The following is a 22,679-nucleotide window of genomic DNA, read 5'->3' as shown; positions in this document are numbered from 1 at the left end:
AAGTCAGCAAACTCGCGGGCAATCGTGGAAATTCCCGCCGAATCCGGCGGGAAGAGAGCGGGATTACGCGCGCTGCGGTGCGCGACGCAGCAGCTTGAAAGCCACGAACAGGAATGCGATCCACGCTGGCAGCAGTACGGCTGACAGGCGCATATCGTCCATGGTGTACATCAACACGAGGATCATCAGCATAAAACCGATGCACAGATAGTTGCCCGCCGGGAAGAGCAGCGCTCTGAACTGCGGATCGCGCCCTTTACGGCGCATCGCGGCGCGAAACTTCAGGTGCGCCAGCGAAATCATGATCCAGTTCAGCAGCAGGGTCGCCACCACCAGCGCCATCAGCATACCGAACGCTTTTTGCGGCAGCAGATAGTTCACCAGCACCACCAGCGAGGTGATAGCCGCCGAGAGAAACAGCGAGTTGATCGGCACGCCGCGACGGCTGACGCGGGTCAGAAACGCGGGCGCATTACCCTGCACAGAGAGGCCGAACAGCATACGGCTGTTGGAGTAAACTCCGCTGTTATACACCGACAGAGAAGCCACCAGAATCACGAAGTTCAGCACAGAAGCCACCAGATTGCTGTCCAGATCGTGGAAAATCATCACGAACGGGCTGCTGTTCGCTTTGACATCAATCCACGGATAAAGCGCCAACAGCACGACCAGCGAACCGATATAGAACAGCAAAATGCGGTACACCACCTGATTCACCGCTTTCGGGATGGTGGTGTGCGGCTCGCTGGCCTCGGCGGCGGTGATACCAATCAGTTCCAGACCGCCGAAAGAGAACATAATCACCGCCAGCGCGAGAATAAGCCCATGCCAGCCGGTGGCGAAAAAGCCGTTATAACGCCAGAGGTTATCGAAGCTGGCGCGTTCGCCGCCGTGGCCGGTAAACAGCATCCACAGGCCAAAAGCGATCATACCGATGATGGCGACCACTTTGATCAGCGCAAACCAGAACTCGGTCTCGCCATACAGACGCACATTCACCAGGTTGACGGCGTTGATAATGACAAAGAACGCGGCGGCCCAGATCCAGGTCGGCACCTGCGGGAACCAGTACTGCATATAGATCCCGGCGGCGGTCAGCTCGGCCATGCCCACCAGCACAAACATTGCCCAGTAGTTCCAGCCAGAGAGAAAACCGGCAAACGGTCCCCAGTATTTATAGGCAAAGTGCGAAAACGAACCGGAAACCGGCTCTTCCACCACCATTTCACCAAGCTGGCGCATGATCAGGAAAGCGATAATCCCGGCGATACCGTACCCCAGCAGCACGGCAGGCCCGGCCATTTGAATCGCCGGGCCGATACCAAGGAACAACCCGGTACCAATCGCGCCGCCCAGCGCAATTAACTGAATATGACGATTTTTTAATCCCCGTTGTAGTGTCGGCCCTGTTTCCGGCCCGGCATCGGTTACGTTACCCGCTGCCTGTGACGCGTTTTTCACGTCCTTCCCCTTTCTGGTTTTATAAAGGGGCACCTTTTAACATCTCAGGTCAGGGCTGGCAAGAAATGGAAAAGAGAGGAAGGATAAACAACGCGAGTCGTCATATTATCAATGCTTACCCCTACACCCCTTCAAGGAGATAACAATGAAAATTGCCCACGTCGCGCTCTGGACGCGTAACCTCGACGCTCAGCGAACGTTCTGGCGCGACTTTTTTTCCGCCAGCAGTAATGAAAAATATGTCAGTAAAAATCGCGCGGGATTCGCCTCGTACTTTATCTCGCTAAAAGATGGCCCGACGATTGAGCTGATGACGCTGCCGGAACTGGCCGATGCGCCAGCAAACCCGGAATTTGTCGGCTGGGCACATATCGCCATTACCGTTGGCCGCGTCGAAACCGTGGATGCGATGGCAGAAAAAGCGCGCCAGCAGGATAAACTCGCCAGCCCGGCAAGATGGACTGGCGATGGTTTTTATGAAGCGGTGATCCTCGATCCGGACGGCAACCGCATCGAACTGGTCGCCGAATAGCGCGACCTGCGGCGTTACGCTTCCAGCCGGAATTGCTGCACGCTTTGCGCAAGCTGCTGCGCCTGATCCTCAAGCGAGGTGGCGGCAGCGGCCATCTGCTGCACCAGCGAGGCGTTCTGTTGCGTTACGCCATCCATCTCGTTCACCGCGATGGTCACCTGCCCGATACCCTTGGCCTGCTCATCCGATGCACTGACGATCTCGGTAATGATCGACTGCACCGAGTTCACCGCTTGCGTCATCTCCTGCATGGTTTTCCCGGCGTCGTTAACCAGTTGAACGCCGGTTTCCACCCGCTTGCCGGACTCTTCAATCAGCGCACCAATCTCTTTCACGGCGTTGGCGCTGCGCTGCGCCAGGTTGCGCACTTCTGAGGCCACTACCGCAAAACCGCGCCCCTGCTCGCCCGCCCGCGCCGCTTCTACCGCTGCGTTCAGCGCCAGAATATTGGTCTGGAAAGCAATGCTGTTAATGATGGCGGTGATATCGCCGATCTTGCGCGCGCTGTCATCAATCTGCGCCATGGTAGATACCACCTGGCTGACCAGCTTCTCGCCACGGCTGGCGATCTGGGTTGCATTCGCCGTCAGTACCGTCGCCTGGTGTGCGTTTTCCGCGTTATGTTTCACCGTCGCGCTGAACTGTTCCATGCTGGCGGCCGTTTGCTCCAGCGCCGACGCTTGCTGCTCGGTGCGCGACGAGAGGTTGATATTACCGCTGACAATCTCCCCGGCGCCCTGGCGCACGGAATCGCTGGCCTCTTTTATCTGGCCGACAATCTGCCGCAACTGCGCCTGCATGGTGTGCAGCGCATAGAACAGGCTACTGCGATCGCCCTGTTTAACATGGATAGCGTTATCCAGCTTGCCATCCGCCACGGAGAGTGCAATGGTCGCGCCTTCAAGCGGCTCGCCGCCAATCGGCTTCAGCACTTTGCGGCTGAAGAGAATCCCCAGCAGCGCACTGACCAGCAGGATGCTGATCACACCAAGAATAATGGCGCTGAGTAGCTGGCGATTCGCCGCCGCCATCACCTGGCTCACCGGCGCGACAACGCCGAGATACCAGCTATCGCTGCTGTTGCCGATGGTAATTGGCTGCCAGGTAATCAGGCCTTTCTCACCGAGGATCGGATCGTCCTGCTCCACCACGCTGCTGCTGAAGTTGTCCGTTTTACCGGGATACGGTTTGCTGGTCAGGTTTTTATCCGGGTAAGAAATCACTTTTCCGGCAGTCGAAAGCAGCACCGCGTAGCCGCCGCCCGCCCACGGTTTGATCTGATTCACTTTCTGCTGCAACGACGCCAGCGAAATATCGGATGTCACCACGCCGTGCAATTTGCCGTCACTGACAATCGGTGCCGCCACCGAGGTCAGTAGCGTCGGCACACCGTTATAGGCATAGCTGTAAGGTTCAATCAGCGTATCTTTCTGGCTTTTCTGCGGCAGCAGATAGTAGTCGCCCTGGCCCGGCGTCAGATAAGAGAGCAGCGGATGCATTTTGTAGCTGCCGGACTGATCGCGATCGACAAAGAAGGCATAACGCCCTTTTGGTGCCTGATCGGGCTTGTCGGTGAATTCCGCATCGCGCCCGTCATAGGCATTTTCTTCAAAAATGACCGAAATAGAGAGGTAATCCGGGTTATCGCGCAAGGTGGATTCCATGATCTTGTCCACCACTTTACGATCGGTGACGCCGCCCTGCGGCAGGGCAATCAGACTATGTCCGAGGTTATGCGCCACATCGCGGGCGTAACTGAGTTGCTGCTGGATTTTCAGCGCTTCGTTTTGAGCGATCTGCTGGAGATAGTGTTCGGCGAGACTTTTTTGCGCATTACTGGATTGCCAGCTCAGCACCCCAATCGTTACCACAAATCCGAGGGTGATGGTGATAGCACCCGTCAGCAGCATTTGCGCACGGGTACTCATTTTTTTACTCACGAGTTGTCTGGCCATTACAGCTCTCCTGGTATAAACCTGCTACATCAATATTCCTTTCATCACATGCTCCCTGATACCTGCTCTATCGGCGTACATTTTTTGATCTTTAATTGTTAACAGCGAGGTTACGCAGGTGTAAAAACGCGCGCGCAAAATCATAATCAGCGGTATGAGAGGGCGGGATGTTGTAGCGACGGTTAACCCACGGAGCTTGCCGTTTAATGCAGCAGTTTATGCTGTGGTCTTAGCAGAGGAATTTTTGCAACAGGAGAGCGCCCCGGCACGCGCCAGGGCAGGAAGCGTTAGCCTTTGTCGTCTTTCGGGCCGAGGAAATAAAACCCGAAGGGCAGCGAGCCAATAATGGTAAACATCAGGCTGTAAATCGCCACCCATGCGCCCTGGATGATAAACATCGAGGTGGTCCACGTTTCCATCGGCAGATTGTACTGCTCTTCCACGCCCTCGAAGGCGGCTTTCGAGATCACACTGACGGCAATACAAAACACAATCACCACCGCCGTGATAAATTTTTTCCCCTCGCGGGTACGTAGTTTTTCCAGCATAGACACCTCCTGTCATGTGGCTTTTCTGTGCGGCGAGTGTAACCGATCTGCTGTCGAATTGTTGTGAGAACTTACATAAAACGGCGAACAGTGATGCTATCTGCGGCTATTTTTTGCAGCATTCTGTTTTTTTATCGCCGCTGCGTATTATGTCGGCCACGCTTTAACGACACTGTTTTTATAGTATTTTTACTGCCTCGCATTTCCTTTTTACGCGGCGTTTATATCAAAATAAAAATGGCTCTTTTATGCTGAGTTCATCGCCGCAAGGCCTGACAGAAAGAACACCATGAACTCGTTGATGACTATTCCACTGCTGAAGAATATCCGCACGCTGTTTACTTCCATGCCCATTCCGGCGCTGTCAATTCCATCCAATGGAACAGAAAGTGATATCAAAATCAATGAATTGCAGGAAACGCTTACTGGCGAAATAAGAGACTACCTGAACCATTACCCTGAAACAAAGCATGTGGATATTTATCTGAACGATACGCATGGCATATTCAGGGGGAAAAGAGTCTCTGTGGATAATTTATTTTCCATAAGCAAAGGATGTTATTTCCCGCAGTCTGTTTACGCCATGGATCGCGAAGGGAAAATAATCTCATCCGATACGCTGATTAACGAAGAACCGGATAATTTATGCCTGCCTGTTCCCGGCACACTGCGCCCCGGCGCCCACGATCCGCAGCATAATGCTCAGCTGTTGTTAACCATGCTTGATGAAAACAACCGGCCTTATGCGCTGGAACCAGCGGCGATCCTGCAAAATGTAGTGCGGCGGTTTCATTACCACGGTTTCTATCCGGTCGTCGCCCCCGAAATTGAGTTTTACCTTGTTGATCCTGCCGCGCCAAAAACCCGCCCGCAGGGCTGTTTTCATATGGCGGTGCCCTCCACCTACTCGGCGTTTATCGAAGAGCTGGAAAGCCTGGCGGCAGCGCAGCGGCTTCCGCTCTCTGGCGTGGTGAGTGAAGCCGAGGCCGGACAATTCGAACTGAATATGCCCCACTCGCATCATGTCGTGGAAGCCTGCGAACAGATCCTGGCGCTGCGTCGGCTCACCGGTACGGTGGCCGGGGAATTTGGCTTTCAGGCCAACTTTATGGCTAAGCCCTTCTCCGGGCTGGCGGGTAACGGCCTGCATTTTCATATCAGTCTCAATGACATTCACGGTGAAAATGTTTTCGCCTGTCCCGCAGAAGAACTCAACGACATGGTGCGCCTCTCGCTGGCCGGGATGCTGGAACTGATGCCAGCGTCAGTGGCAATTATGGCGCCAGGGGTTAACGGATTCCGCCGTTTACGCAAGAACCTCAGCGAACCGCTCTTTCATTCATGGGGTTACAACAAACGCAACGCCGCCTTGCGTATTCCCTGTTCCGACGCCCGTAACCGGCGCATCGAATATCGCCTCGCAGGCGCGGATGCCAACCCCTATCTGGTAATGGCCACCATCCTCAGCGGCATCCTGTACGGTCTGGAGCGAGTCGATGACGATACGCTGGCGAATTTCACCCACACCGCACCGACATTACCGCTGTTTCAGCAACCGGCGCTGGAGATGTTTCGCCAGAATAGCTATCTGGCAGAGCATCTCGGCAGCGCGTTCTGCGAGCAGTGGTATAGCGGCAAAATGGCGGAACTGAACTGGTTTGAAAGCCTCGTCACGCAGCAGGAGCTGGCATAACCCGCTGCACTTAGCTGGCCTGTGGCAATGTGAAATCTCCTTCCCCCAACGGGCGCTGCATCAGCACGGTATCCAGCCAGCGCCCGTGCTTCATCCCCACGCTTTTGAGCGTGCCGATCACCACAAATCCGGCTCGGCTGTGCAGCCGTAACGAACCTTCGTTTTCGCTGTTGCCGACGTTGGCAATCAGTTGCCGGTAGCCCTGCGTTTCGGCCCATGCCACCGCGCGGGCGAGCAGCGCTTTGCCTGCGCCCTGGCGACGAAACGTCTCATCAACGTAGATGGAATCCTCCAGCGTATACCGGTAAGCGCGGCGCTCGCGGTAGCGGGAGAGATAGCAATATCCCCGAACCTCTCCATCCTGCACGGCCACAAACCACGGCAGCCCGGCAAGGCGGATTTTCTTAAGCCTTGCGCGCATCTCGTCGATATCCGGCGCTTCGGTCTCAAAAGTGGCGTTCCCCTGCGTCACGTGGTAAGCATATATCTGTGTAATCGCACGCAGATGTTGTTCTTCTGCCTCAATAATTTCCATCATCCGTCCTCTGTTCCCGCTTTCGCACAGGTTATCTGCCGCGCGGCAAAACAGGCACCGGGCGGCGCTTATAACCGCGATAAGGAAAACTTTGCCATGGCGCAATTTAGCCTCGACCAGTTGGCAACCTACAAACTGGTGATCGCCCGGGGAAGTTTTACCGCTGCGGCAGAAGTGCTGGGGATTTCGCAACCGGCGGTCAGCCTGCAAATCCGCCAGCTTGAACAGGCTCTCCAGACGCGGCTGATTGAGCGCACCGGGCGCAGCCTGCGACCGACCGCTGCGGGAAAAACCTTTCTCGCCCACTGTGCGGAAATCGAAAACGCGGTCAGCGCCGCCGTGCAATCTGTCGCAAAGCATCAGCAGGAGATTAGCGGCAGCGTCACGCTCGGCACTGGCGCAACCACCTGCATTCATCTGCTGCCACCCGTGCTGCAACAACTGCGCGAAGATTTTCCGTTACTGACCGTTGGCGTACGCACCGGCAATACCACGGATATTGTGCGCGCGGTGGAAGAGAATCGTATCGATATTGGCCTGGTGACGCTGCCCGCGAGCGGGCGCAACCTCGCCATTTCACCGCTGTTTGATGAAGATTTTGTCGCCATCAGCGCCAGCCATTCGCCTGCGTTGCCCGATGCCACACCTGCGCTATTGCAGGCCTTACCGCTGATTGTCTTTGAGTCCGGCAGCAGTACCCGCCAGTTGATTGACGGCTGGTTAACCGCCGCCGTCACGCCGGTGATGGAGCTTGGTAGCATTGAAGCCATCAAACGCATGGTGCGCGCCGGTCTCGGTTACAGCCTTGTGCCTGAAGTCGCCGTACAGGCTGAGGAGGATAGACGTGGGTTGCGCATGCAGGCGTTACAGCCGCCGTTACAGCGCACGCTGGCGCTGGTAATGCGGCAGGATAAGGTGGTCAATCGCGGGATGAAAGCGGTGCTGAACAGCCTGAAACAGGCGGGCAAGACGCCCGCCTGCGAAATGCGCGCTTAGAAGTCGTAGCTCATAGAGACTTTCAACTTACGCGCATCACCCTGATAGATATAGGTGCCGTTGTCTTCGACACTGGCCCAGTATTTCTCATTGGTGACGTTATCCACGCCGACACGCCAGACCATCTCGTTTTTATCCTGATTGAGGTGCATACGGTAGCGTACCCCCAGATCCAGCGTGGTGTAGCTGTCGAGTTTTTTGGTATTGGCGTTATTCGCATACTGCGAACCGGTATGGTTGATTCTTGCCGTCGCCGTCAGGCCGTCAACCGGTTTGATGTCGTATTCCGCGCCCAGCACGCCATAGAAGCGCGCCACGCCAATAGGCCGGTTCCCCTGATTAATACCATCTTCGGTTTTGGTCAGCTCAGCATCGATCCAGGTGGCGCTGCCGTTCAGGCGCAGGCCAAGCATCGGTTCACCGAACAGGTTCAGCTCAACTCCACGGTTACGCTGCTCGCCATTCAGCGCATAGATATTGGTATCACTGTTCTGAATGGCGGTCGGTTTCTTAATTTCAAACAGCGACAATGTACCGCCCACGCGGCCAAAGTCCGTTTTCACGCCAACTTCATTCTGTTTCGAGTGCGCAATGCCGGTGGTCTGATACTGGTTAGCGGCGCCTTCCGGCGCGGTGCTGCCCGGTTGCAGCGCTTCGGTATGGTTCGCATAGAAGGAGACCACTTCCCACGGCTTATAAACGATGCCGTAAGTCGGCATCCAGCGATCCTGGATAAAGCGTGCGGTGTCATCTTCTGCGCCCGTCGCATTGCTGTAGCTGTGAACCCACACTTTCTGGTAACGCGCGCCCGCCGTGAACAGCACAGTGTCGTTCAGAACGCCCAGCGTGTCGCTCAGCAGCCAGCCCTGTGAACGGGTGCGGCCAGTGGTCAGCGGATCGCTGTAGTTGCCGCCGACGTAGCTGTAATCAGGCATCGCAACCGACGAGTTATCATAGATGTTCACTGCCGGGTTATCCGCCGTGGCCGACATACGCCACGCCACCTTGTCCCGCTTGATATTGGCCGAATAGCCCACGTTCACTTTGTGCGACACAAAGCCGGTATCGAAGTTACCGCGCACACCAGCCATGCCGCTCCAGGAGTCGCTGATGCGGTTGGTGTCGAGGCGGCCAATCGTCGCATCGCCCTGCTCATCATTCACTTTTGGCGCGCCGTAAATCCCCTCTTCATGCGAGTGCTGACCACCAAATGCGGCATATGCCGTCCAGATATCGGTCAGATCATATTCCGCGCGCGCCAGGCCAAATTCGTTTTCGATATTGCTGTACGCCCACTGCTGGCTGTAGTTTTTGGTGTTGCTCGGGACCTTTGGAACAAAATCCACTGCGCTGATGTTCACGCCCATCGAGCCACCGTGGAAGGTCTTTTTCTGATAACCGAGATCCAGCGAGCTGCGGAAGCGATCGCTGCGATAATCCAGGCCAATCGACGCCGCCGTAGTACGACGGTTGTCATCCTCAACGGTGGCTTCGCCTTCGCGGTGCAACAGGTTGACACGCACGCCGAACTGATTGTTATCACCATAGCGACGGCCAACGTCCAGCGAACCGCCAAGCTGCGAACGCGAGGAGTAATCGACGCCGACGCGCGTCAACGGCGTATCATCGGCATGTTTCGGTTCGAGGTTGATCATCCCGCCGACGCCGGAGGACGCCGCGCCATTCATCAGGGCATTGGCACCTTTAAACACTTCCACGCGCTCAAGCATCTGGGTATCGACCACCTGGCGCGGCACAATACCGGCCAGACCGCCCATCAGCATATCGTCGCCATCCAGCTCAAAGCCGCGAATACGGTAAGTTTCCGCCATGTTGCCGTAACCCTGGCCAACCTGCACGCCCGCATCATTGCTGACCACATCGGCAATGGTTTTCGCCTGTTGATCCTGCACTAACTTCGAGGTGTAGCCGATCACGTTAAACGGCACATCCATCGCCTTCTGTTCGCCCATCATCCCAAGGCGACCGCCGTACGCGACCTGACCATCCAGATACGCCGGAACCAGCGCATCGCCGCCCGGTTTGAAGTCGCTGCTGGTGGTCGACTGCACCACAATGGTGTCGTCTTTCGTCTGGCTGGTGTTGGCATTTGTCGTCGCGGCCTGCGCTGAGTGCGCCGCTGCGCCAATGGCCAGCGCAAGTAACGTCTTGCGCAAAGAAGGATGGATCGTTTTGCTGTTATTCATCATCGACTCATATCGAAGTGTGTGGAAAAACGGCCCGTTTCCGGGCCAGATTGATTACTGGTTAAGGGCGATACGGACGACGCTGTCCGGCCCGTTGGTAGAGTGATCTTTGTTAAACGCCTGTTTGACAGTGACAAACAGCGTCTGGCCGTCGGCAGAGAGCAGCAGGCTGTTTGGATTCGGCGGCAGATCCCAGCTCTGCTTCACCGCAAGGCTGGTGGCATCGAGGCTCAGCACTTTGCCCGCTTCACGCTGGGTAAGGTAGATTTCGTGGCGTTTCGGGTTAAATTTCACCGCCAGCGAACCGCCCAGATCGAGCTGTTTCAGTACTTTGCCGCTATGGATATCCAGTACCAGCGTGGTTTTAGCTTTCGAATTATCGGTAACGAACAGACGGCCGGTCTCGCTGTCTTCGGCAATATTCAGCAGCAGCGCCGGTTTATCACCGAGCGGTTTCCAGCGTTGTTCAATGCGGTTGTTGCGCGGGTTGACGACCAGAATTTCACCGACGCCGTTCGCCACATACAGGCGCTGAGTTTGCTCAGACCAGTGCAGGCCCGTGACCCATTTCCCGGCATTTTTAATCCGTGCTTTCACTTTCAGGGTTTTGGCGTCCACCACCCACACCAGCGCCGGATCAGCCACCGCGCCAACATACAGCACACCGTTGTGCAGCAGGATTTCACGCGCGCCGTACGGCAGGCCTTTCTCATTGCGTTCCGGGAACAGCGTGCGGGCCAGCACTTTGCCATTGCTGGTGTCGATAGCGCTGATGCCGCCATCAAGGGAGTTAGTAACGTAAACCGTTTTACCGTCCGGGGAGATCGTCATACCGAAGTTTTTCAAATCGGTATGAGTGGAACCGAGGGTTTTCAGCGTCGCAGGATCCAGTTTGTAAACCACCCCGCCCTGCACATCTTTAAAGCCTTCCGCGCTGGAAACGTACAGCGCATCGCCCTGCGGGCTGAGCGCCATTTCATACAGGCCGCTTGCCAGATCGCGTTTTTGTACATTCGCCGGTAATGACGCGGCAGCGGTTTTTGGCGTTTCGGCGACAGGTTGCGCCGATGTGGTGTGCTGAGCGCTGCATCCGGCCAGTACCAGGGTTGCCAGCAGCGCCAGCGCGGGGGTTTTCATCGTCATCGGAAAGATCCTTTACCGTTAATGTCATCAACAGGCGAGCCAGCGCGTTACGCTCAGGTGCGTACTTTTTGATGAAGGCAGTTTTGCCCGGCGCAGCTCGCCACTTCTTCGTGTCCCTGTAAGCGTTTACGCCTACTGTTTTTGCGGGAAAATTCCGTGCTGCGCCCACAAACACTAAAGAGAATGAGAACTATACTCATTCATTTTATTCAAGCAAGAACTATTGTTGCATTGTGTTGTCAGGGGGAAAAAATGCGCCGGAAAGGAACAACCTGCCCGGCGCGGAGTGAGGATGTTGGGAGGAGATTACAGGCCGAGCGCTTTTTCCACTGCCGGTTGCGCGGGTTGACCGTCACGCGTGGTGACGCCTGAAAGCCACGCTTTCAGCAGTTCCGGGCGTTTTGCCAGCTCAGCTTTGGCGGCCGCCTGCACATCTTCTTGCTTATCCAGCACGCGGGTGATCACCGCGTTTTCCAGCGCGACATCAAATTTTAACTGGCTGAAAAAACGGTTGGCGTTCGGGCATGCTGTAGCGAAATCTTTGCGTGTCACTGTATTCACGGTGGCGCTGCCGTAGTTCGGCCCGAAATACGCATCGCCGCCGCTCAGGTAAGCCAGCTTGAAACGTGTATTCATCGCATGCGGCTCCCAGCCAAGAAAGACGATCCACTGCTTACGCTCCACCGCACGCGTGACCTGCGCCAGCATGCCGCTTTCGCTCGATTCCACCAGTTGCCAGTTTTGCAGGCCGAAATCGTGTTTATCGATCATCTTTTTCAGATTCTGGTTAGCAGGCGCGCCCGGCGCAATGCCGTAAATTTTGTTGTCGAATTTCGCCGCGTTCTTTTGCAGATCGGCAAAATCTTTCACACCGGCAGCCGCAACATAATCCGGCACGGCCAGCGTAAAGCGCGCCGCAGGCAGGTTCGCGCCCAGTACGTTAATCGAACCATCAGTGGTAAATTTGCTGATGACTGGCTCCTGCGCAGGCATCCAGTTGCCGAGAAACACATCGACCTGCCCGGTTTTCAGCCCCTGAAACGCCAGCGCGACTGAGAGATTTTGCACCTTTTGCTGGTAACCCAGCGCATTAAGCACCACGCCGGAGAGCGCGTTTGTCGAGGCGATATCCGTCCAGCCCGGATCGGACTGGGTAATCGTCGCGCAACGGGCTTCGTCAGCGGCATAACTGCTCAATGAAACCCCGCCAGCCAGCGCCAGCAGTAAAAGTTTGCTCACACGTTTTTTCATTGTTATTTCCCTGCCGGTTGTTTTAAAGGGCGCGGATAACGGGCAAAAGCTTCCTGTTCATCCAGCGTTTGATGGTTACGAATGTAGCGTTGCGACGCCTCCTGATGCGGCTGAAAATCCCACTTCGGAATGGCATCGCTGCCTGCAATACGGGTTAAAAACAGCCGCCGTTTCTGGCTTGCCAGCACCTGCTCGCGCAGCGCAGGCAGATCCCAGCGGCGGGAAACTTCAGCGGCAAACTCAGCGCTGACTTGCTGATAATCGCTGCTTGCGGCCAGGTTTTGCCGCTCATCTGGATCGTTTTGCAGATGGAAGAGCTGTGGTGCTTCGCTGAAGGAGTGAATGTATTTCCACGGGCCGCGACGGATCATCAGCATCGGTCCCAGCGCGCCTTCGGCGAGGTATTCGCTGCAGGCACCGTCCGGCCCCGATTCGCCGCGCAGATGCGGTACCAGGCTGTTGCCATCCAGCGGCGCAATCGCCTGCGCTTTACGGTCTTCGCCGCTTGCCAGCTCAACCAGCGTCGGCAGCAGATCGACCAGAGAAACGCTGTGAGCAATGCGTCGCGGCACAAAGCGCGCCGGGTTATGCACGATAAACGGAATGCGCACCGCATTTTCGAAGAAGGTCATTTTGTACCAGAGATCGCGCTCGCCGAGCATTTCGCCATGATCCGCCACCACCAGCACCACGGTATCTTCCGCCAGCCCGGTTTCTTGCAGGGTGTTGATGATTTCGCCAAAGCAGTCATCAACATAAGCCAGCGCACCGTAATAAGCATGCCGCGCGCGGCGGATCTGCTCATCGCTGAGCAAGCCCTCTTCCAGTTGATACATCGCCCGCAGACGCGCGGAGTGCGCATCCTCCTCGACATCCTGCTTGCGGGTTTTCGGCATATCGATCGCTTCCTCGCGAAAACGGTCAAGATAACGGCGCGGAATCGCAAATGGATCGTGTGGATGGGTGAGCGACAGCAGCAACATAAAAGGTTGTTCTGCAGGACGACGCGCGGCGTCATACAGCCGCTGGCGCGCCAGAAACAGCGCTTCATCGTCGAAATCAAGCTGGTTGGTGCGCACGCATTCGCCCGCTTCCAGCACCGAGCTCATATTGTGATACCAGTCGAGACGGCGCTCCGGTCGTTCCCAGTCCGGCGTCCAGCCAAAATCGGCCGGGTAGATATCGGTGGTCAGGCGCTCATCAAAACCGTGCAACTGATCCGGGCCGCAGAAATGCATCTTGCCGGAGAGCCAGGTGTGGTAGCCCTGTTCGCGCAGGTAGTGGCAAAAGGTGGGCGAATCGGCATGAAACTCGGCGGCGTTATCATAGACGGCATTGCGCGAGATAAATTGCCCGGTCATCAGCGACGCCCGCGACGGCGCACACAGCGGGCTGTTGCAGTAGGCGGATTCAAACACCACCCCCTCGTCGGCCAATTTATCGATATTCGGTGTCAGGCTAACGTTATTACCATAGGTTTTTAATGCGCTGGCGGTTAATTGATCGGCCATCAGAATAACGATATTCGGTTTCTTTATAAGCATACTGCGTCCAACAATAAAATATTCAATTAAAACGTGATAGGTTTATCTCACGCTTATTAAACTCCGTGAAGGGGTTATTTCTTTATCATGAAATAAGGTGGATTTATGGCAGACAAATTACAGCTTCCGCCTTTACAGGCTTTAGTGGTATTTGAAGCAGCGGCGCGGTTAGGTAATTTTACCGCCGCAGGCAATGAGTTAGGACTTTCGCAACCGGCGGTTAGCCAGCGTATTCAGACGCTGGAAAGCCGGCTCAATGCACCGTTATTTGAACGCCGTCATCGCGGCGTGCAATTAACCGAATCCGGCCACAGCCTGTACCTGATTGTTCGCAGCAGCCTGAATGACATCAGCGAGCAACTGGAGCGCACGCGCCGCCAGCGCAGCGTGCTGCGCATCGACACCGATATGGGCTTCGCCAGCTACTGGCTGCTGCCGCGCATGGAGCGGCTGCAGGCGCTGATCCCCGGCGTGGAAGTGCAGGTTACCACCTCGCCGAATGACTACAATTTCCGCGACAGTAACGCCGATTTAGCGATCTATTTCGGCCTCGGCAACTGGCCGGGCGCGCAAACCCAGCGGCTGTTCCCGGAGATCGTTTTTCCTGTTTGTAATCAGGAGATTAAAAAGAAAATTGGCGCTGAAAATAACGCCGAACAGTTGCTGAGCTATCCGCTGTTAAAGCTGCCGGAAACCCGCCCGCAGCGCTGGATAACCTGGGAAGACTGGTTCCGCCACCATCAGGTTTACGGCCAGAGCCACAGCGCCTCACGCACCTTTAACGCCTACTCGCTGGTGATCCAGGCCGCGCTGGAAGGCCAGGGCATTGCGCTCGGCTGGCAGCCGCTGATTGCGCCGTTTATCGCCAGCCGCCAGCTGGTGCAGTGCGGTCCGCAGGTGCGTACCGAACGCGGTTATTATCTTATTTCCGCCAGCCATAAACCGCTCAGTACGCAGCAGGAAAAAATAAAAGCCTGGTTATTAGATGAAGCCTGGGGATTTCATGAAAATAGCGCATTGATTGCCGGAATATAAATAAGCTAATGCGGAAAAAGCATATCCACAAAGTTAAAATCAATTCTCCCTCCATTTCTTTTACGCTAGGGTGTAAACATCTTTCCGATAATAAAGCATGCACTATGTCACAACCGTTATTCGAGTTAAGCGCGGTCAATAAATCTTATTATTCCACGCGCAAAAAACGTCTGTTTTCCCGGCGCGATAACCGCACTGCGGTGCAAGCATTGCAGGATATTAATCTGCAAATCTTCGCCGGTGAAATATTTGTCATCGTCGGTTTATCCGGTTCGGGCAAGTCGACGCTGCTGCGTACGCTCAATCATCTTATTCCGGCCAGCTCCGGCGAGGTGCGCTTTCAGGGCCAGCCGCTTGCCGCGTTATCCGATCGCGAACTTATCGCGCTGCGTCGTGAACAGATGGGTATGGTGTTTCAGTCGTTTGCCCTGTTTGACGAGCGCAACGTACTGGAAAACGTGGCGTTCGGGCTGGAAGTGGCGGGCGTTCCGCGTGAAGCGCGGGAAGCAAGGGCGCTGACAATGCTGGAGAAAGTCGGGTTGAGCCATGTGGCAAAACAGTATCCGCATCAGCTTTCCGGCGGAATGCAGCAGCGCGTCGGGCTGGCACGAGCGCTGGTAGTGAATCCGTCGGTACTGTTGATGGATGAAGCCTTTTCCGCGCTCGATCCGATTATCCGCCGTGAAATGCAGTCGCTGTTGCTGGTGCTTCAGGCCGAAGCGCAGCGGACAATTGTCTTCGTCACACACGATATGGAAGAGGCGCTGCGGCTCGGTTCGCGCATCGCCATTATGGAAAAGGGCAGACTGGTGCAGGTAGGGAAACCGGAAGCGCTGATCAACGCGCCCGCCACGCCTTATGTGCGTCACTTTTTCTCCGGCGTTGATGTGTCTCGCTGGCAAATGGCGGAAAACTACGCCGATATCTGGACGACACGCTAAGGAATACCATGGCTTATCCATTAGATTTTAGTCGGCAGATTGACGATGCCGTCCACGCACTGCTGGCCCATGCTGGCGGGTTATTTGACGGTATCGCCCGGATAATCGATCTGTTTGCCGGTGGCCTGGAGCAGCTAATTATCGCACTGTCGCCGTGGGGGCTGGTGACGCTGGCGGTGGTCATCGGCGCATGGCGGATCGGCAAAGGGTTTGCGCTGTTCGCCCTGCTCGCCACGCTGTACATCATTTACAGCGGTTACAGCGATCATGCGGCGATCACGCTGGCGCTGACCTTATCTTCCACCTTTTTCAGCCTGCTGCTCGGCATTCCGCTTGGCATCTGGAGCGCCCGCCGTGCGGCCGTCGGTAGCGTGGTGCGCACCCTGCTCGATTTTATGCAGACCATGCCCGCGTTTGTCTATCTGATCCCGGCGACGATTCTGTTCGGCCTCGGCAGACCACCGGGCATTTTCGCCACCATTCTGTTTTCCATGCCGCCGGTCGTGCGTCTGACGGATTTAGGCATTCGCCAGGTGAACAGCGCCCGGCTGGAAGCGGGCATCGCCTTTGGTTGTACGCCGTGGCAGTTATTATGGAAAGTACAATTACCCGCCGCGCAGCCGTCGATCATGGCTGGGGTAAATCAAACGATAATGATGGCGATGTCGATGGTGATCATCGCCTCGATGGTCGGAGCCGGTGGGCTGGGGAATGATATTCTCAGCAGCATTCAGCAACTGGAAATTGGCCTCGGTTTACAGAGCGGCGTCGTGGTGGTGCTGATGGCCATTTTGCTGGATCGCCTCTCCGCCAGTTTTGCCCGCCGTCCGGCGGATCAATAACCGCGGAATTGCGCGCGTTGCCAGGCGCCGTCGACCAGCTCGGCGGCCGCCAGCGCCTGATCGCGAAAGTTCGCGCCGTAGAGCTCCATCAGCGCGGCGTGGCGGGTCAGATAGCGCATCCCCTCTTCATCTTCGGCAATGCTTTCCAGAAACCACGCCGGCACGCCTTTTTCCAGCGTCTGCTTAGTTAGCGAAGCGTTGAATTGCCTGCGCAGAGAAGCGTCGGTAATCCACGACGGTTGCTGACGAACCATATTGCCCTTAATCGCACGCAGCGCACGCTGCGAACGTTGGTAATGTTCGTTAAGCCTCGCGGAATTCCACGCTTTCACAAATAACAACACCAGTACCGGGATCACACACCAGAATAGGCTCATCGCTCTCTCGTTATCTCTGTTTGCCGCTCCTGGATAGTACTGACAAAAAATTACAAAAGCCTTCGCAAAGATCAATATTTGGTTTTAAGAACGATACCCGGCAATCAACCTGCTGCCGGGCACAGAAGAGGATAAAAGGCGGGAGATTAACGCTGCATACCCCAGCGTTTGACGGTGACTTTCTCAAGGCTGGCGAACACCACGCCTTCAACCAATAAACCGATGGCAATCACCGTAACCAGCCCGGCAAAAACGCGGTCGGTGAATAACTCGTTGCGGTTCTGGAAGATATACCAACCCAGACCGCCCTGCCCGCTGGAGGCACCAAACACCAATTCGGCGGCAATCAGCGTACGCCACGCAAAGGCCCAGCCGATTTTCAGCCCGGAGAGAATGGCCGGTAGGGATGCCGGGATCAGGATCGTCACCACATAACGTGGGCCGCTAAGACCATAATTGCGCCCGGCCATACGCAGGGTCTCCGGCACGCCGCTAAAGCCCGACCAGGTGTTCAGCGCAATCGGCCACATCACCGAATGTACCAGCACAAAGATCAGGCTGGCATTGCCAAGACCAAACCACAGCAGCGCCAGCGGCAACAGCGCAATCGCCGGTAACGGGTTGAGCATCGCCGTGAGCGTGCTGAGCAAGTCGCGGCCAAACTGGGTGGTCACCGCCAGCGCGCTGGCCACCAGCGCCAGCACGCTGCCAATCAGATACCCTTTCAGCAAAATGCTCAGCGAGTTAACAATCTTCTGCGGCAACTCGCCGTTGCGCATATCTTCGCTGAAGGCGTGCCAGGTTTGCAGCACGCCGGGCAGCATCAAATCATTCTGTTGCACGCGCGCGGCGATTTCCCATAACGCCAGCACCAGCAGCACAATAAAGGTTTTACGTAACCACGTCATATTCCACAGCCGCTGGCCGAGCGGCAACGGCGCTTCAACGGCCACATCGCGCAGCGGCGGCAGTTCACGTTCAAATTCAGGACGAATGTAGGGTGGCTGCGACATACGCGGGCTCCTCACCAGAAACAGGAGATGTGCGGTTTCCACCAGAGGGGAACAGCAGATCGTGAATATGCTGCGCGGCATGCTGGAATGCCTCGCTACCAAAATCGTTGAGCGTGAACTGATGACAGTTCAGCTCGGCGCGAACCCGGCCCGGGTGCGGCGACAACACCAGAATACGGCTGCCGACCACCAGCGCCTCTTCAATGGAGTGCGTGACAAACAGCAGGGTAAAGCGCTCCTCTTCCCAGAGCGCAAGCAGCTCCTCCTGCATGGTGCGGCGCGTCAGCGCATCCAGCGCGGCAAACGGCTCATCCATCAACAAAATGCGCGGCTTCATCGCCAGCGCGCGGGCAATTGCCACGCGCTGTTTCATGCCGCCGGAGAGGGTATGCGGCATCGCATCGGCAAACCCGGCCAGCCCGACTTTATTGAGAAAGTGCAGCGCCGTTTCTCTGGCTTCTGCGCGATTGGCTTTGCGGCTGGCCAATAGCGGGAACATGATGTTTTCCAGCACCGTTTTCCACGGCGGCAACTGATCAAACTCCTGGAACACCATCATCCGCTCCGGACCAGGCGCTGCGATCGCCTCGCCCTGCAACGTGATCTCGCCGCCACGCGGCGCCAGAAAGCCGCCCGTCGCTTTCAGCAGGCTCGATTTCCCGCAGCCGGAAGGGCCGAGCAGAATAAAGCGGTCGCCAGGCCAGACATCAAAACTGACGTCGTGGGTTGCCCGCACCAGCCGTTCGCGGGTGCGGTATTCAATATCAACATGGCTGACCTGCAACAGCGGCCCGTCGTTGTGGTGAGTTGCCATCGCGGCCTCCTGGGTGGTGGTTTAACTGCCTGGGTTTTCCCACGCTTCGTCGAAGAAGTAGTCTTTCCACGAGGCGGCTTTGTTTTTCAGCACCCCAAGTTCATGGAGTTTTTCGGCGTACACACCGGTGCGTTCCGGCGAAATGGTGAAGCTGATCTCCGGGTCGTTCACAATTTTCTGTACCAGCGGTAATGGCAGCCGTGATTTTTCCACGCGAATATAGGTTTCCGCCGCCGCATTTTTATCGGCGTTGATGATTTTGGCGGCGTCGCTCAGGGCACGATAAAACGCCTTATAGGTTTTCGGGTTCTCGTCGTGGAATTTCTGCGTGGTGTAAAGCACGTTAAAGGTGGCCTGTCCGCCCAACACATCATACGAACTGAGAATTTTATGGACGTTGCTGTGTTCCAGCGCCTGATACTGGAACGGCGGGCTGGAGAAGTGAGTGGTAATTTCCGAACCACCGGCAATTAATGCTGCGCTGGCATCCGGGTGCGGCAGGCTGACGCTAATATTGTCGAAGCGTTTAAAATCGGCATCGCCATATAATTTGGCAGTTTCAATCTGTAATGTCCGCGACTGGAAACCGACGCCCGCAGCCGGGACGGCAATTCTGTCTTTATCGCTCAAATCTTTAATGCTTTTTACCGCCGGGTTATTACTGAGCAAATAGTTGGGCATGGAACCGAGCGAGGCAATGGCTTTTACATTCTGCCGATCTTTGGTGCGATCCCACAGCGTTAATAGCGGCGGCACGCCTGCGGAGGCCACATCCAGCGCGCCGGAGAGCAGCGCTTCATTCATACCAGTGGCGCCGGAAATGGTGCGCCACTCAACCTGAATATCCAGCCCCTCTTTTTTACCTTCTTTTTCAATTAGCTGCTGGTCGCGCACCACGTCCAGAATTAAATAACCAATGCCAAACTGCTGTGCAATGCTAATTTTCCCCTCCGCCAGCGCGGACGGGCTGATACCGCCAAGCGTGGCAAGCGCCAAAACGCCTGCGAGCGTCTGGTGTAATTTCTTCATCTCTGTTCCCCGTTTTTTTAATTTTTCAAAAGAAAATGATTGGCTGGCGGGGTCAGAAAAAGGAAATGATTTAATCTGCAATGCTTAGTTAAAAATTAACAATAGCCAGATAAGGCGCAGGCGTTATTCAGCGGGCGGGAAAGGATAGTTATTTTTAATGGTTAGGTGACAAATATATCCTCGTTATAGTCGAAAGCTCCTCTTTATTTCCTTAATGAGTTCAGGGATTATGCCGTTATTTTCACATCAACAATTGCGCACGCTGCTGCAACAGCATCTGCTACGGGTGAATACGCCTGCGGATATTGCGCAAAAAGTCGCAGATAATCTGGTTGAAGCCTCATTAAAAGGCCACGATTCCCACGGCGTCACGCTGCTACCGCGCTATATTCGCGCCATTCTCGCAGGCGATCTGAAACCGGATGCCCGCCTGCATACCGTACGTGATGCAGGCGCGGTGCTCTCCTTCGATGGCGGGCACGGTTTCGGCCAGTTGCTGGGCGAACAGGCGATGCAGGCCGGGATCGATCGCGTGCAGCAATTTGGTGTGGCGCTGGTCGGTTTATCCAATTCACACCATCTTGGTCGCATTGGCGCATGGGCGGAACAGGTTGCCGCTGCCGGGCTGGTATCGATCCATTTTGCCAATGTGGCGGCCCCTTCGGCGGTGCTGCCGTTTGACGGGCTGCGGGCGCGGCTCGGCACTAACCCCTTCTGCGTGGGTATTCCACTGGCGGATCGCCCACCGGTGGTGCTCGATTTCGCCACCAGCGCTATCGCCGGGAACAAAGCCCGCGTGGCATGGAACGAAGGTCGCCCAATCCCGCCGGGTTGCGCGGTGGATGCTAACGGTGAGCCGACCACCGATCCCGGCGTATTGATGAGCGAGCCGCGCGGTGCGCTGCTGCCATTCGGCGGGCACAAAGGTGCCGGGCTGTCGCTGATTTGCAGTCTGCTGGGGGCAGCGCTGACCGGCGGCGAAACCGAAAGTCATGACATTGCGCCGCGCGCTGGCATTATCAACAACATGCTGTCGATTCTGTTCGATCCCAAAAAGTTAGGCGCAGGCGAAAGTTATCAGCAGGAAGTGCTGGCGCAGGTGGACTGGGTACGCCACGACCAGCAGGGCCGCGACGTGCAGATCCCCGGCGAGCCGGAACAGCGGGCCTGGGCGCGCCGGATTGAAGAAGGGATCGCCATCGATGAGGTGAGCTGGCAGGAGTTTGTCGCCCTGGAATCCTTAACAGCATGAAGTCGCACAAAATTTGGGGTTGATCGAAAAGATGATAAAGATTATCTTTCTCATTACCGAATAGTTGAGTTAATCACTCAGGTATTCGGTACGACATTGCTCACATTGCTTCCAGTATTTTTTGCCCGCACGTCAAGCGCGGGCTTTTTTTTGCCTGCGCAACTGCTCTTACCGCCAATATTTCACTTAAGTAGCAATAATCTCCCGTTATTCATCGAGTTACCTAATTGAAATCAAACCGTCACAAACGCCCCATAACCTAGGATTATTCTTAATACAGGGTTTTGCGTGGATGATGGACATACCGATCTCTTCCCGGCAGCTTAACGCAGGCATTTTGCGCCTTGCCGTCCCGCACGTGACGCCGGACGCCAATAACCTGCAGGTGATGTCGCTGTTCAATGAACACAAGTCATTGATCGGTCTGCCGGTGCTGGAAAAAAACCGGCCTATCGGCATGATTAACCGACATATTTTCCTCTCGCAGATGAGCCGCCCCTTTTTCCACGAGCTGTACGATCAGAAGAGTTGTATCGCGTTTATGGATAAAAACCCGCTGATTGTCGATGCGAGTGCAGGTCTTGAATATCTCTCCGGGCGGGTCATTGAAACCGGCGACAAAGCGGTGACCGAAGGTTTTATCCTCACTGAAGAGGGGCAATATGTCGGCATTGGCCTCGGCATCGATCTGATTCGTACCGTTTCCGATTTGCAGGCTAAACAGCATCTGCAAATTATGCAAAGCATTGAATATGCGCGCATTATTCAGGAATCCATGCTCAGCCGTTCACGCACTGCCATTGATAAAACCCTGCAAGACTGGTGCCTGCACTGGCATCCGCGCGACTGCGTCGGCGGCGATATTTATGCTTTTCAGCGCGCGGAGAATGGCTGGTTGATGGTGCTGGCCGATTGCACCGGACACGGCGTGCCGGGCGCGTTTATGACCTTTATCTTCTCCTCGGCGCTGGAAAAAGCGCTGACGCTGGCGCCGATTGACGCGCCGGAACAACTGCTGAGCCATATCAATCAACATATAAAACAGACGCTCAGCCAGATGCATCCGTCGGCGGACAGCGGCCAGTCAAATGATGGTTGCGACGCCATCGCCCTGTTTGTTGATACGAAAAACGAACAGATGCGCTGGGCCAGCGCCCGTATGCACGCTTTTCTGCTGGGCGCAGAATCCCGGCAGAGCGAGGTACTGGAGAGTTGCCGCAAAGGCGTGGGCTATACCGATACGCCGGTGGATTACCAGTGGCAACGTTATCAGGCGCCGTTGCGCCGTGGTGACACACTGTTGCTGGTTTCCGATGGCGTCACCGATCAGCCCGGCGGCCCGCGCAACGTGATGTTTGGTAAGAAACGTATTCAGTCATTGTTGGCGCAGCACCGTGCGCTACCGCTACCTGCGCTTTCTGACGCCCTGCTGACGGCGCTGACAGCGTGGCAGGGGCAGCAAACGTCGCGCGATGACATGACATGGTTTGGTTTTCGTTGGTAGATAAAAG

At 55.9% G+C, this 22,679-nt stretch carries 20 protein-coding genes; 8 read left to right on the top strand and 12 right to left on the bottom strand.

Translation table 11 applies throughout. The annotated features are described in order from the left end of the window. Positions 1–63: 63 nt before the first annotated feature. Positions 64–1,461, bottom strand: coding sequence for a phenylalanine transporter (gene pheP, locus DK872_RS07490; protein ID WP_161518201.1), 1,398 nt, complete (start codon positions 1,459–1,461; stop codon positions 64–66). A gap of 145 nt (positions 1,462–1,606) precedes the next feature. Here pheP and DK872_RS07485 point away from each other — a divergent pair, with 145 nt between their 5' ends. Continuing rightward, positions 1,607–1,993, top strand: coding sequence for a VOC family protein (locus tag DK872_RS07485; protein WP_007370967.1), 387 nt, complete (start codon positions 1,607–1,609; stop codon positions 1,991–1,993). Positions 1,994–2,007: 14 nt separating this feature from the next. Here DK872_RS07485 and DK872_RS07480 read toward each other — a convergent pair whose 3' ends face one another. Both DK872_RS07480 and DK872_RS07475 read right to left on the bottom strand, forming a co-directional pair. Continuing rightward, on the bottom strand, positions 2,008–3,948 hold the full coding sequence (locus tag DK872_RS07480) for a methyl-accepting chemotaxis protein (protein ID WP_007370966.1): 1,941 nt from the start codon (positions 3,946–3,948) through the stop codon (positions 2,008–2,010). Positions 3,949–4,235: 287 nt separating this feature from the next. Beyond that, entirely contained in the window at positions 4,236–4,496 is a 261-nt protein-coding gene (locus tag DK872_RS07475) for a DUF2534 family protein (RefSeq protein ID WP_007370964.1), read from the bottom strand. A 289-nt stretch (positions 4,497–4,785) separates the two neighbouring features. Here DK872_RS07475 and DK872_RS07470 point away from each other — a divergent pair, with 289 nt between their 5' ends. Then, positions 4,786–6,189: a glutamine synthetase family protein gene (locus DK872_RS07470; RefSeq protein WP_161518200.1), complete on the top strand. Its 1,404-nt coding sequence runs from the start codon at positions 4,786–4,788 to the stop codon at positions 6,187–6,189. A 10-nt stretch (positions 6,190–6,199) separates the two neighbouring features. Here the strand turns inward: DK872_RS07470 and DK872_RS07465 are convergent, their stop codons facing one another. Beyond that, positions 6,200–6,724, bottom strand: a complete 525-nt coding sequence (locus DK872_RS07465; RefSeq protein WP_079517595.1) for a GNAT family N-acetyltransferase — start codon at positions 6,722–6,724, stop codon at positions 6,200–6,202. A gap of 96 nt (positions 6,725–6,820) precedes the next feature. Here DK872_RS07465 and DK872_RS07460 point away from each other — a divergent pair, with 96 nt between their 5' ends. Further along, positions 6,821–7,720, top strand: coding sequence for a LysR family transcriptional regulator (locus tag DK872_RS07460; RefSeq protein ID WP_161518199.1), 900 nt, complete (start codon positions 6,821–6,823; stop codon positions 7,718–7,720). Here the strand turns inward: DK872_RS07460 and DK872_RS07455 are convergent. The 4 genes from DK872_RS07455 to betC all read right to left on the bottom strand — a co-directional run bounded on the left by DK872_RS07455 (position 7,717) and on the right by betC (position 13,865). Continuing rightward, positions 7,717–9,930 (bottom strand): TonB-dependent siderophore receptor, encoded by a 2,214-nt coding sequence (locus tag DK872_RS07455; protein WP_071921139.1) that lies wholly within the window; start codon positions 9,928–9,930, stop codon positions 7,717–7,719. The genes DK872_RS07460 and DK872_RS07455 overlap by 4 nt on opposite strands. 51 nt (positions 9,931–9,981) lie before the next feature. Beyond that, positions 9,982–11,070 carry a YncE family protein gene (locus tag DK872_RS07450; RefSeq protein WP_035889019.1) on the bottom strand — a complete coding sequence of 363 codons (1,089 nt, stop codon included), beginning with the start codon at positions 11,068–11,070 and terminating at the stop codon, positions 9,982–9,984. Positions 11,071–11,376: 306 nt separating this feature from the next. Further along, positions 11,377–12,321, bottom strand: a complete 945-nt coding sequence (gene choX, locus DK872_RS07445; protein ID WP_072440006.1) for a choline ABC transporter substrate-binding protein — start codon at positions 12,319–12,321, stop codon at positions 11,377–11,379. Positions 12,322–12,323: 2 nt separating this feature from the next. Continuing rightward, the gene (gene betC, locus DK872_RS07440; protein WP_161518198.1) at positions 12,324–13,865 is read right to left on the bottom strand and encodes a choline-sulfatase; all 1,542 of its coding nucleotides are present in this window, start codon (positions 13,863–13,865) and stop codon (positions 12,324–12,326) included. Between the two features lie 105 nt (positions 13,866–13,970). On the opposite strand from betC, the gene DK872_RS07435 reads away from it, so the two are divergent. The 3 genes from DK872_RS07435 (at position 13,971) to DK872_RS07425 (ending at position 16,683) form a co-directional block, all read left to right on the top strand. Continuing rightward, positions 13,971–14,900, top strand: a complete 930-nt coding sequence (locus DK872_RS07435) for a LysR substrate-binding domain-containing protein (protein WP_035889016.1) — start codon at positions 13,971–13,973, stop codon at positions 14,898–14,900. A 104-nt stretch (positions 14,901–15,004) separates the two neighbouring features. Next, the gene (locus DK872_RS07430) at positions 15,005–15,841 is read left to right on the top strand and encodes an ATP-binding cassette domain-containing protein (RefSeq protein ID WP_050998883.1); all 837 of its coding nucleotides are present in this window, start codon (positions 15,005–15,007) and stop codon (positions 15,839–15,841) included. Positions 15,842–15,849: 8 nt separating this feature from the next. Next, positions 15,850–16,683: a proline/glycine betaine ABC transporter permease gene (locus DK872_RS07425; protein ID WP_072440004.1), complete on the top strand. Its 834-nt coding sequence runs from the start codon at positions 15,850–15,852 to the stop codon at positions 16,681–16,683. Here DK872_RS07425 and DK872_RS07420 read toward each other — a convergent pair. The 4 genes from DK872_RS07420 to DK872_RS07405 form a co-directional block, all read right to left on the bottom strand. After that, the gene (locus tag DK872_RS07420) at positions 16,677–17,060 is read right to left on the bottom strand and encodes a hypothetical protein (RefSeq protein WP_035889014.1); all 384 of its coding nucleotides are present in this window, start codon (positions 17,058–17,060) and stop codon (positions 16,677–16,679) included. The genes DK872_RS07425 and DK872_RS07420 overlap by 7 nt on opposite strands. 146 nt (positions 17,061–17,206) lie before the next feature. Continuing rightward, positions 17,207–18,073 carry an ABC transporter permease gene (locus DK872_RS07415; RefSeq protein ID WP_007370950.1) on the bottom strand — a complete coding sequence of 289 codons (867 nt, stop codon included), beginning with the start codon at positions 18,071–18,073 and terminating at the stop codon, positions 17,207–17,209. Beyond that, positions 18,045–18,887 carry an ABC transporter ATP-binding protein gene (locus DK872_RS07410; protein ID WP_007370949.1) on the bottom strand — a complete coding sequence of 281 codons (843 nt, stop codon included), beginning with the start codon at positions 18,885–18,887 and terminating at the stop codon, positions 18,045–18,047. The genes DK872_RS07415 and DK872_RS07410 overlap by 29 nt, the downstream gene beginning before the upstream one ends. Before the next feature lie 21 nt (positions 18,888–18,908). Further along, positions 18,909–19,916 (bottom strand): ABC transporter substrate-binding protein, encoded by a 1,008-nt coding sequence (locus DK872_RS07405; RefSeq protein WP_007370948.1) that lies wholly within the window; start codon positions 19,914–19,916, stop codon positions 18,909–18,911. Positions 19,917–20,145: 229 nt separating this feature from the next. On the opposite strand from DK872_RS07405, the gene DK872_RS07400 reads away from it, so the two are divergent. Continuing rightward, positions 20,146–21,168, top strand: a complete 1,023-nt coding sequence (locus tag DK872_RS07400; protein ID WP_035889012.1) for a malate/lactate/ureidoglycolate dehydrogenase — start codon at positions 20,146–20,148, stop codon at positions 21,166–21,168. A 295-nt stretch (positions 21,169–21,463) separates the two neighbouring features. Beyond that, a complete protein-coding gene (locus DK872_RS07395) occupies positions 21,464–22,672 on the top strand; it encodes a SpoIIE family protein phosphatase (RefSeq protein ID WP_079518380.1) in 1,209 nt (402 codons plus the stop codon). Positions 22,673–22,679: the final 7 nt, after the last annotated feature.

Source organism: Kosakonia sp. MH5 (assembly GCF_009935945.1).
Lineage (GTDB): Bacteria > Pseudomonadota > Gammaproteobacteria > Enterobacterales > Enterobacteriaceae > Kosakonia > Kosakonia radicincitans.
This window is presented reverse-complemented; position numbering and strand designations above follow the sequence as displayed.

Bases quoted from the DNA above. Each gene is read 5' to 3' on its own strand.
- DK872_RS07485 (WP_007370967.1), top strand. From the start codon at position 1,607: ATGAAAATTGCCCACGTCGCGCTCTGGACGCGTAACCTCGACGCTCAG.
- DK872_RS07480 (WP_007370966.1), bottom strand. From the start codon at position 3,948: ATGGCCAGACAACTCGTGAGTAAAAAAATGAGTACCCGTGCGCAAATG.
- DK872_RS07475 (WP_007370964.1), bottom strand. From the start codon at position 4,496: ATGCTGGAAAAACTACGTACCCGCGAGGGGAAAAAATTTATCACGGCG.
- DK872_RS07470 (WP_161518200.1), top strand. From the start codon at position 4,786: ATGAACTCGTTGATGACTATTCCACTGCTGAAGAATATCCGCACGCTG.
- DK872_RS07465 (WP_079517595.1), bottom strand. From the start codon at position 6,724: ATGGAAATTATTGAGGCAGAAGAACAACATCTGCGTGCGATTACACAG.
- DK872_RS07460 (WP_161518199.1), top strand. From the start codon at position 6,821: ATGGCGCAATTTAGCCTCGACCAGTTGGCAACCTACAAACTGGTGATC.
- DK872_RS07455 (WP_071921139.1), bottom strand. From the start codon at position 9,930: ATGATGAATAACAGCAAAACGATCCATCCTTCTTTGCGCAAGACGTTA.
- DK872_RS07450 (WP_035889019.1), bottom strand. From the start codon at position 11,070: ATGACGATGAAAACCCCCGCGCTGGCGCTGCTGGCAACCCTGGTACTG.
- choX (WP_072440006.1), bottom strand. From the start codon at position 12,321: ATGAAAAAACGTGTGAGCAAACTTTTACTGCTGGCGCTGGCTGGCGGG.
- betC (WP_161518198.1), bottom strand. From the start codon at position 13,865: ATGCTTATAAAGAAACCGAATATCGTTATTCTGATGGCCGATCAATTA.
- DK872_RS07435 (WP_035889016.1), top strand. From the start codon at position 13,971: ATGGCAGACAAATTACAGCTTCCGCCTTTACAGGCTTTAGTGGTATTT.
- DK872_RS07430 (WP_050998883.1), top strand. From the start codon at position 15,005: ATGTCACAACCGTTATTCGAGTTAAGCGCGGTCAATAAATCTTATTAT.
- DK872_RS07425 (WP_072440004.1), top strand. From the start codon at position 15,850: ATGGCTTATCCATTAGATTTTAGTCGGCAGATTGACGATGCCGTCCAC.
- DK872_RS07420 (WP_035889014.1), bottom strand. From the start codon at position 17,060: ATGAGCCTATTCTGGTGTGTGATCCCGGTACTGGTGTTGTTATTTGTG.
- DK872_RS07415 (WP_007370950.1), bottom strand. From the start codon at position 18,073: ATGTCGCAGCCACCCTACATTCGTCCTGAATTTGAACGTGAACTGCCG.
- DK872_RS07410 (WP_007370949.1), bottom strand. From the start codon at position 18,887: ATGGCAACTCACCACAACGACGGGCCGCTGTTGCAGGTCAGCCATGTT.
- DK872_RS07405 (WP_007370948.1), bottom strand. From the start codon at position 19,916: ATGAAGAAATTACACCAGACGCTCGCAGGCGTTTTGGCGCTTGCCACG.
- DK872_RS07400 (WP_035889012.1), top strand. From the start codon at position 20,146: ATGCCGTTATTTTCACATCAACAATTGCGCACGCTGCTGCAACAGCAT.
- DK872_RS07395 (WP_079518380.1), top strand. From the start codon at position 21,464: ATGGACATACCGATCTCTTCCCGGCAGCTTAACGCAGGCATTTTGCGC.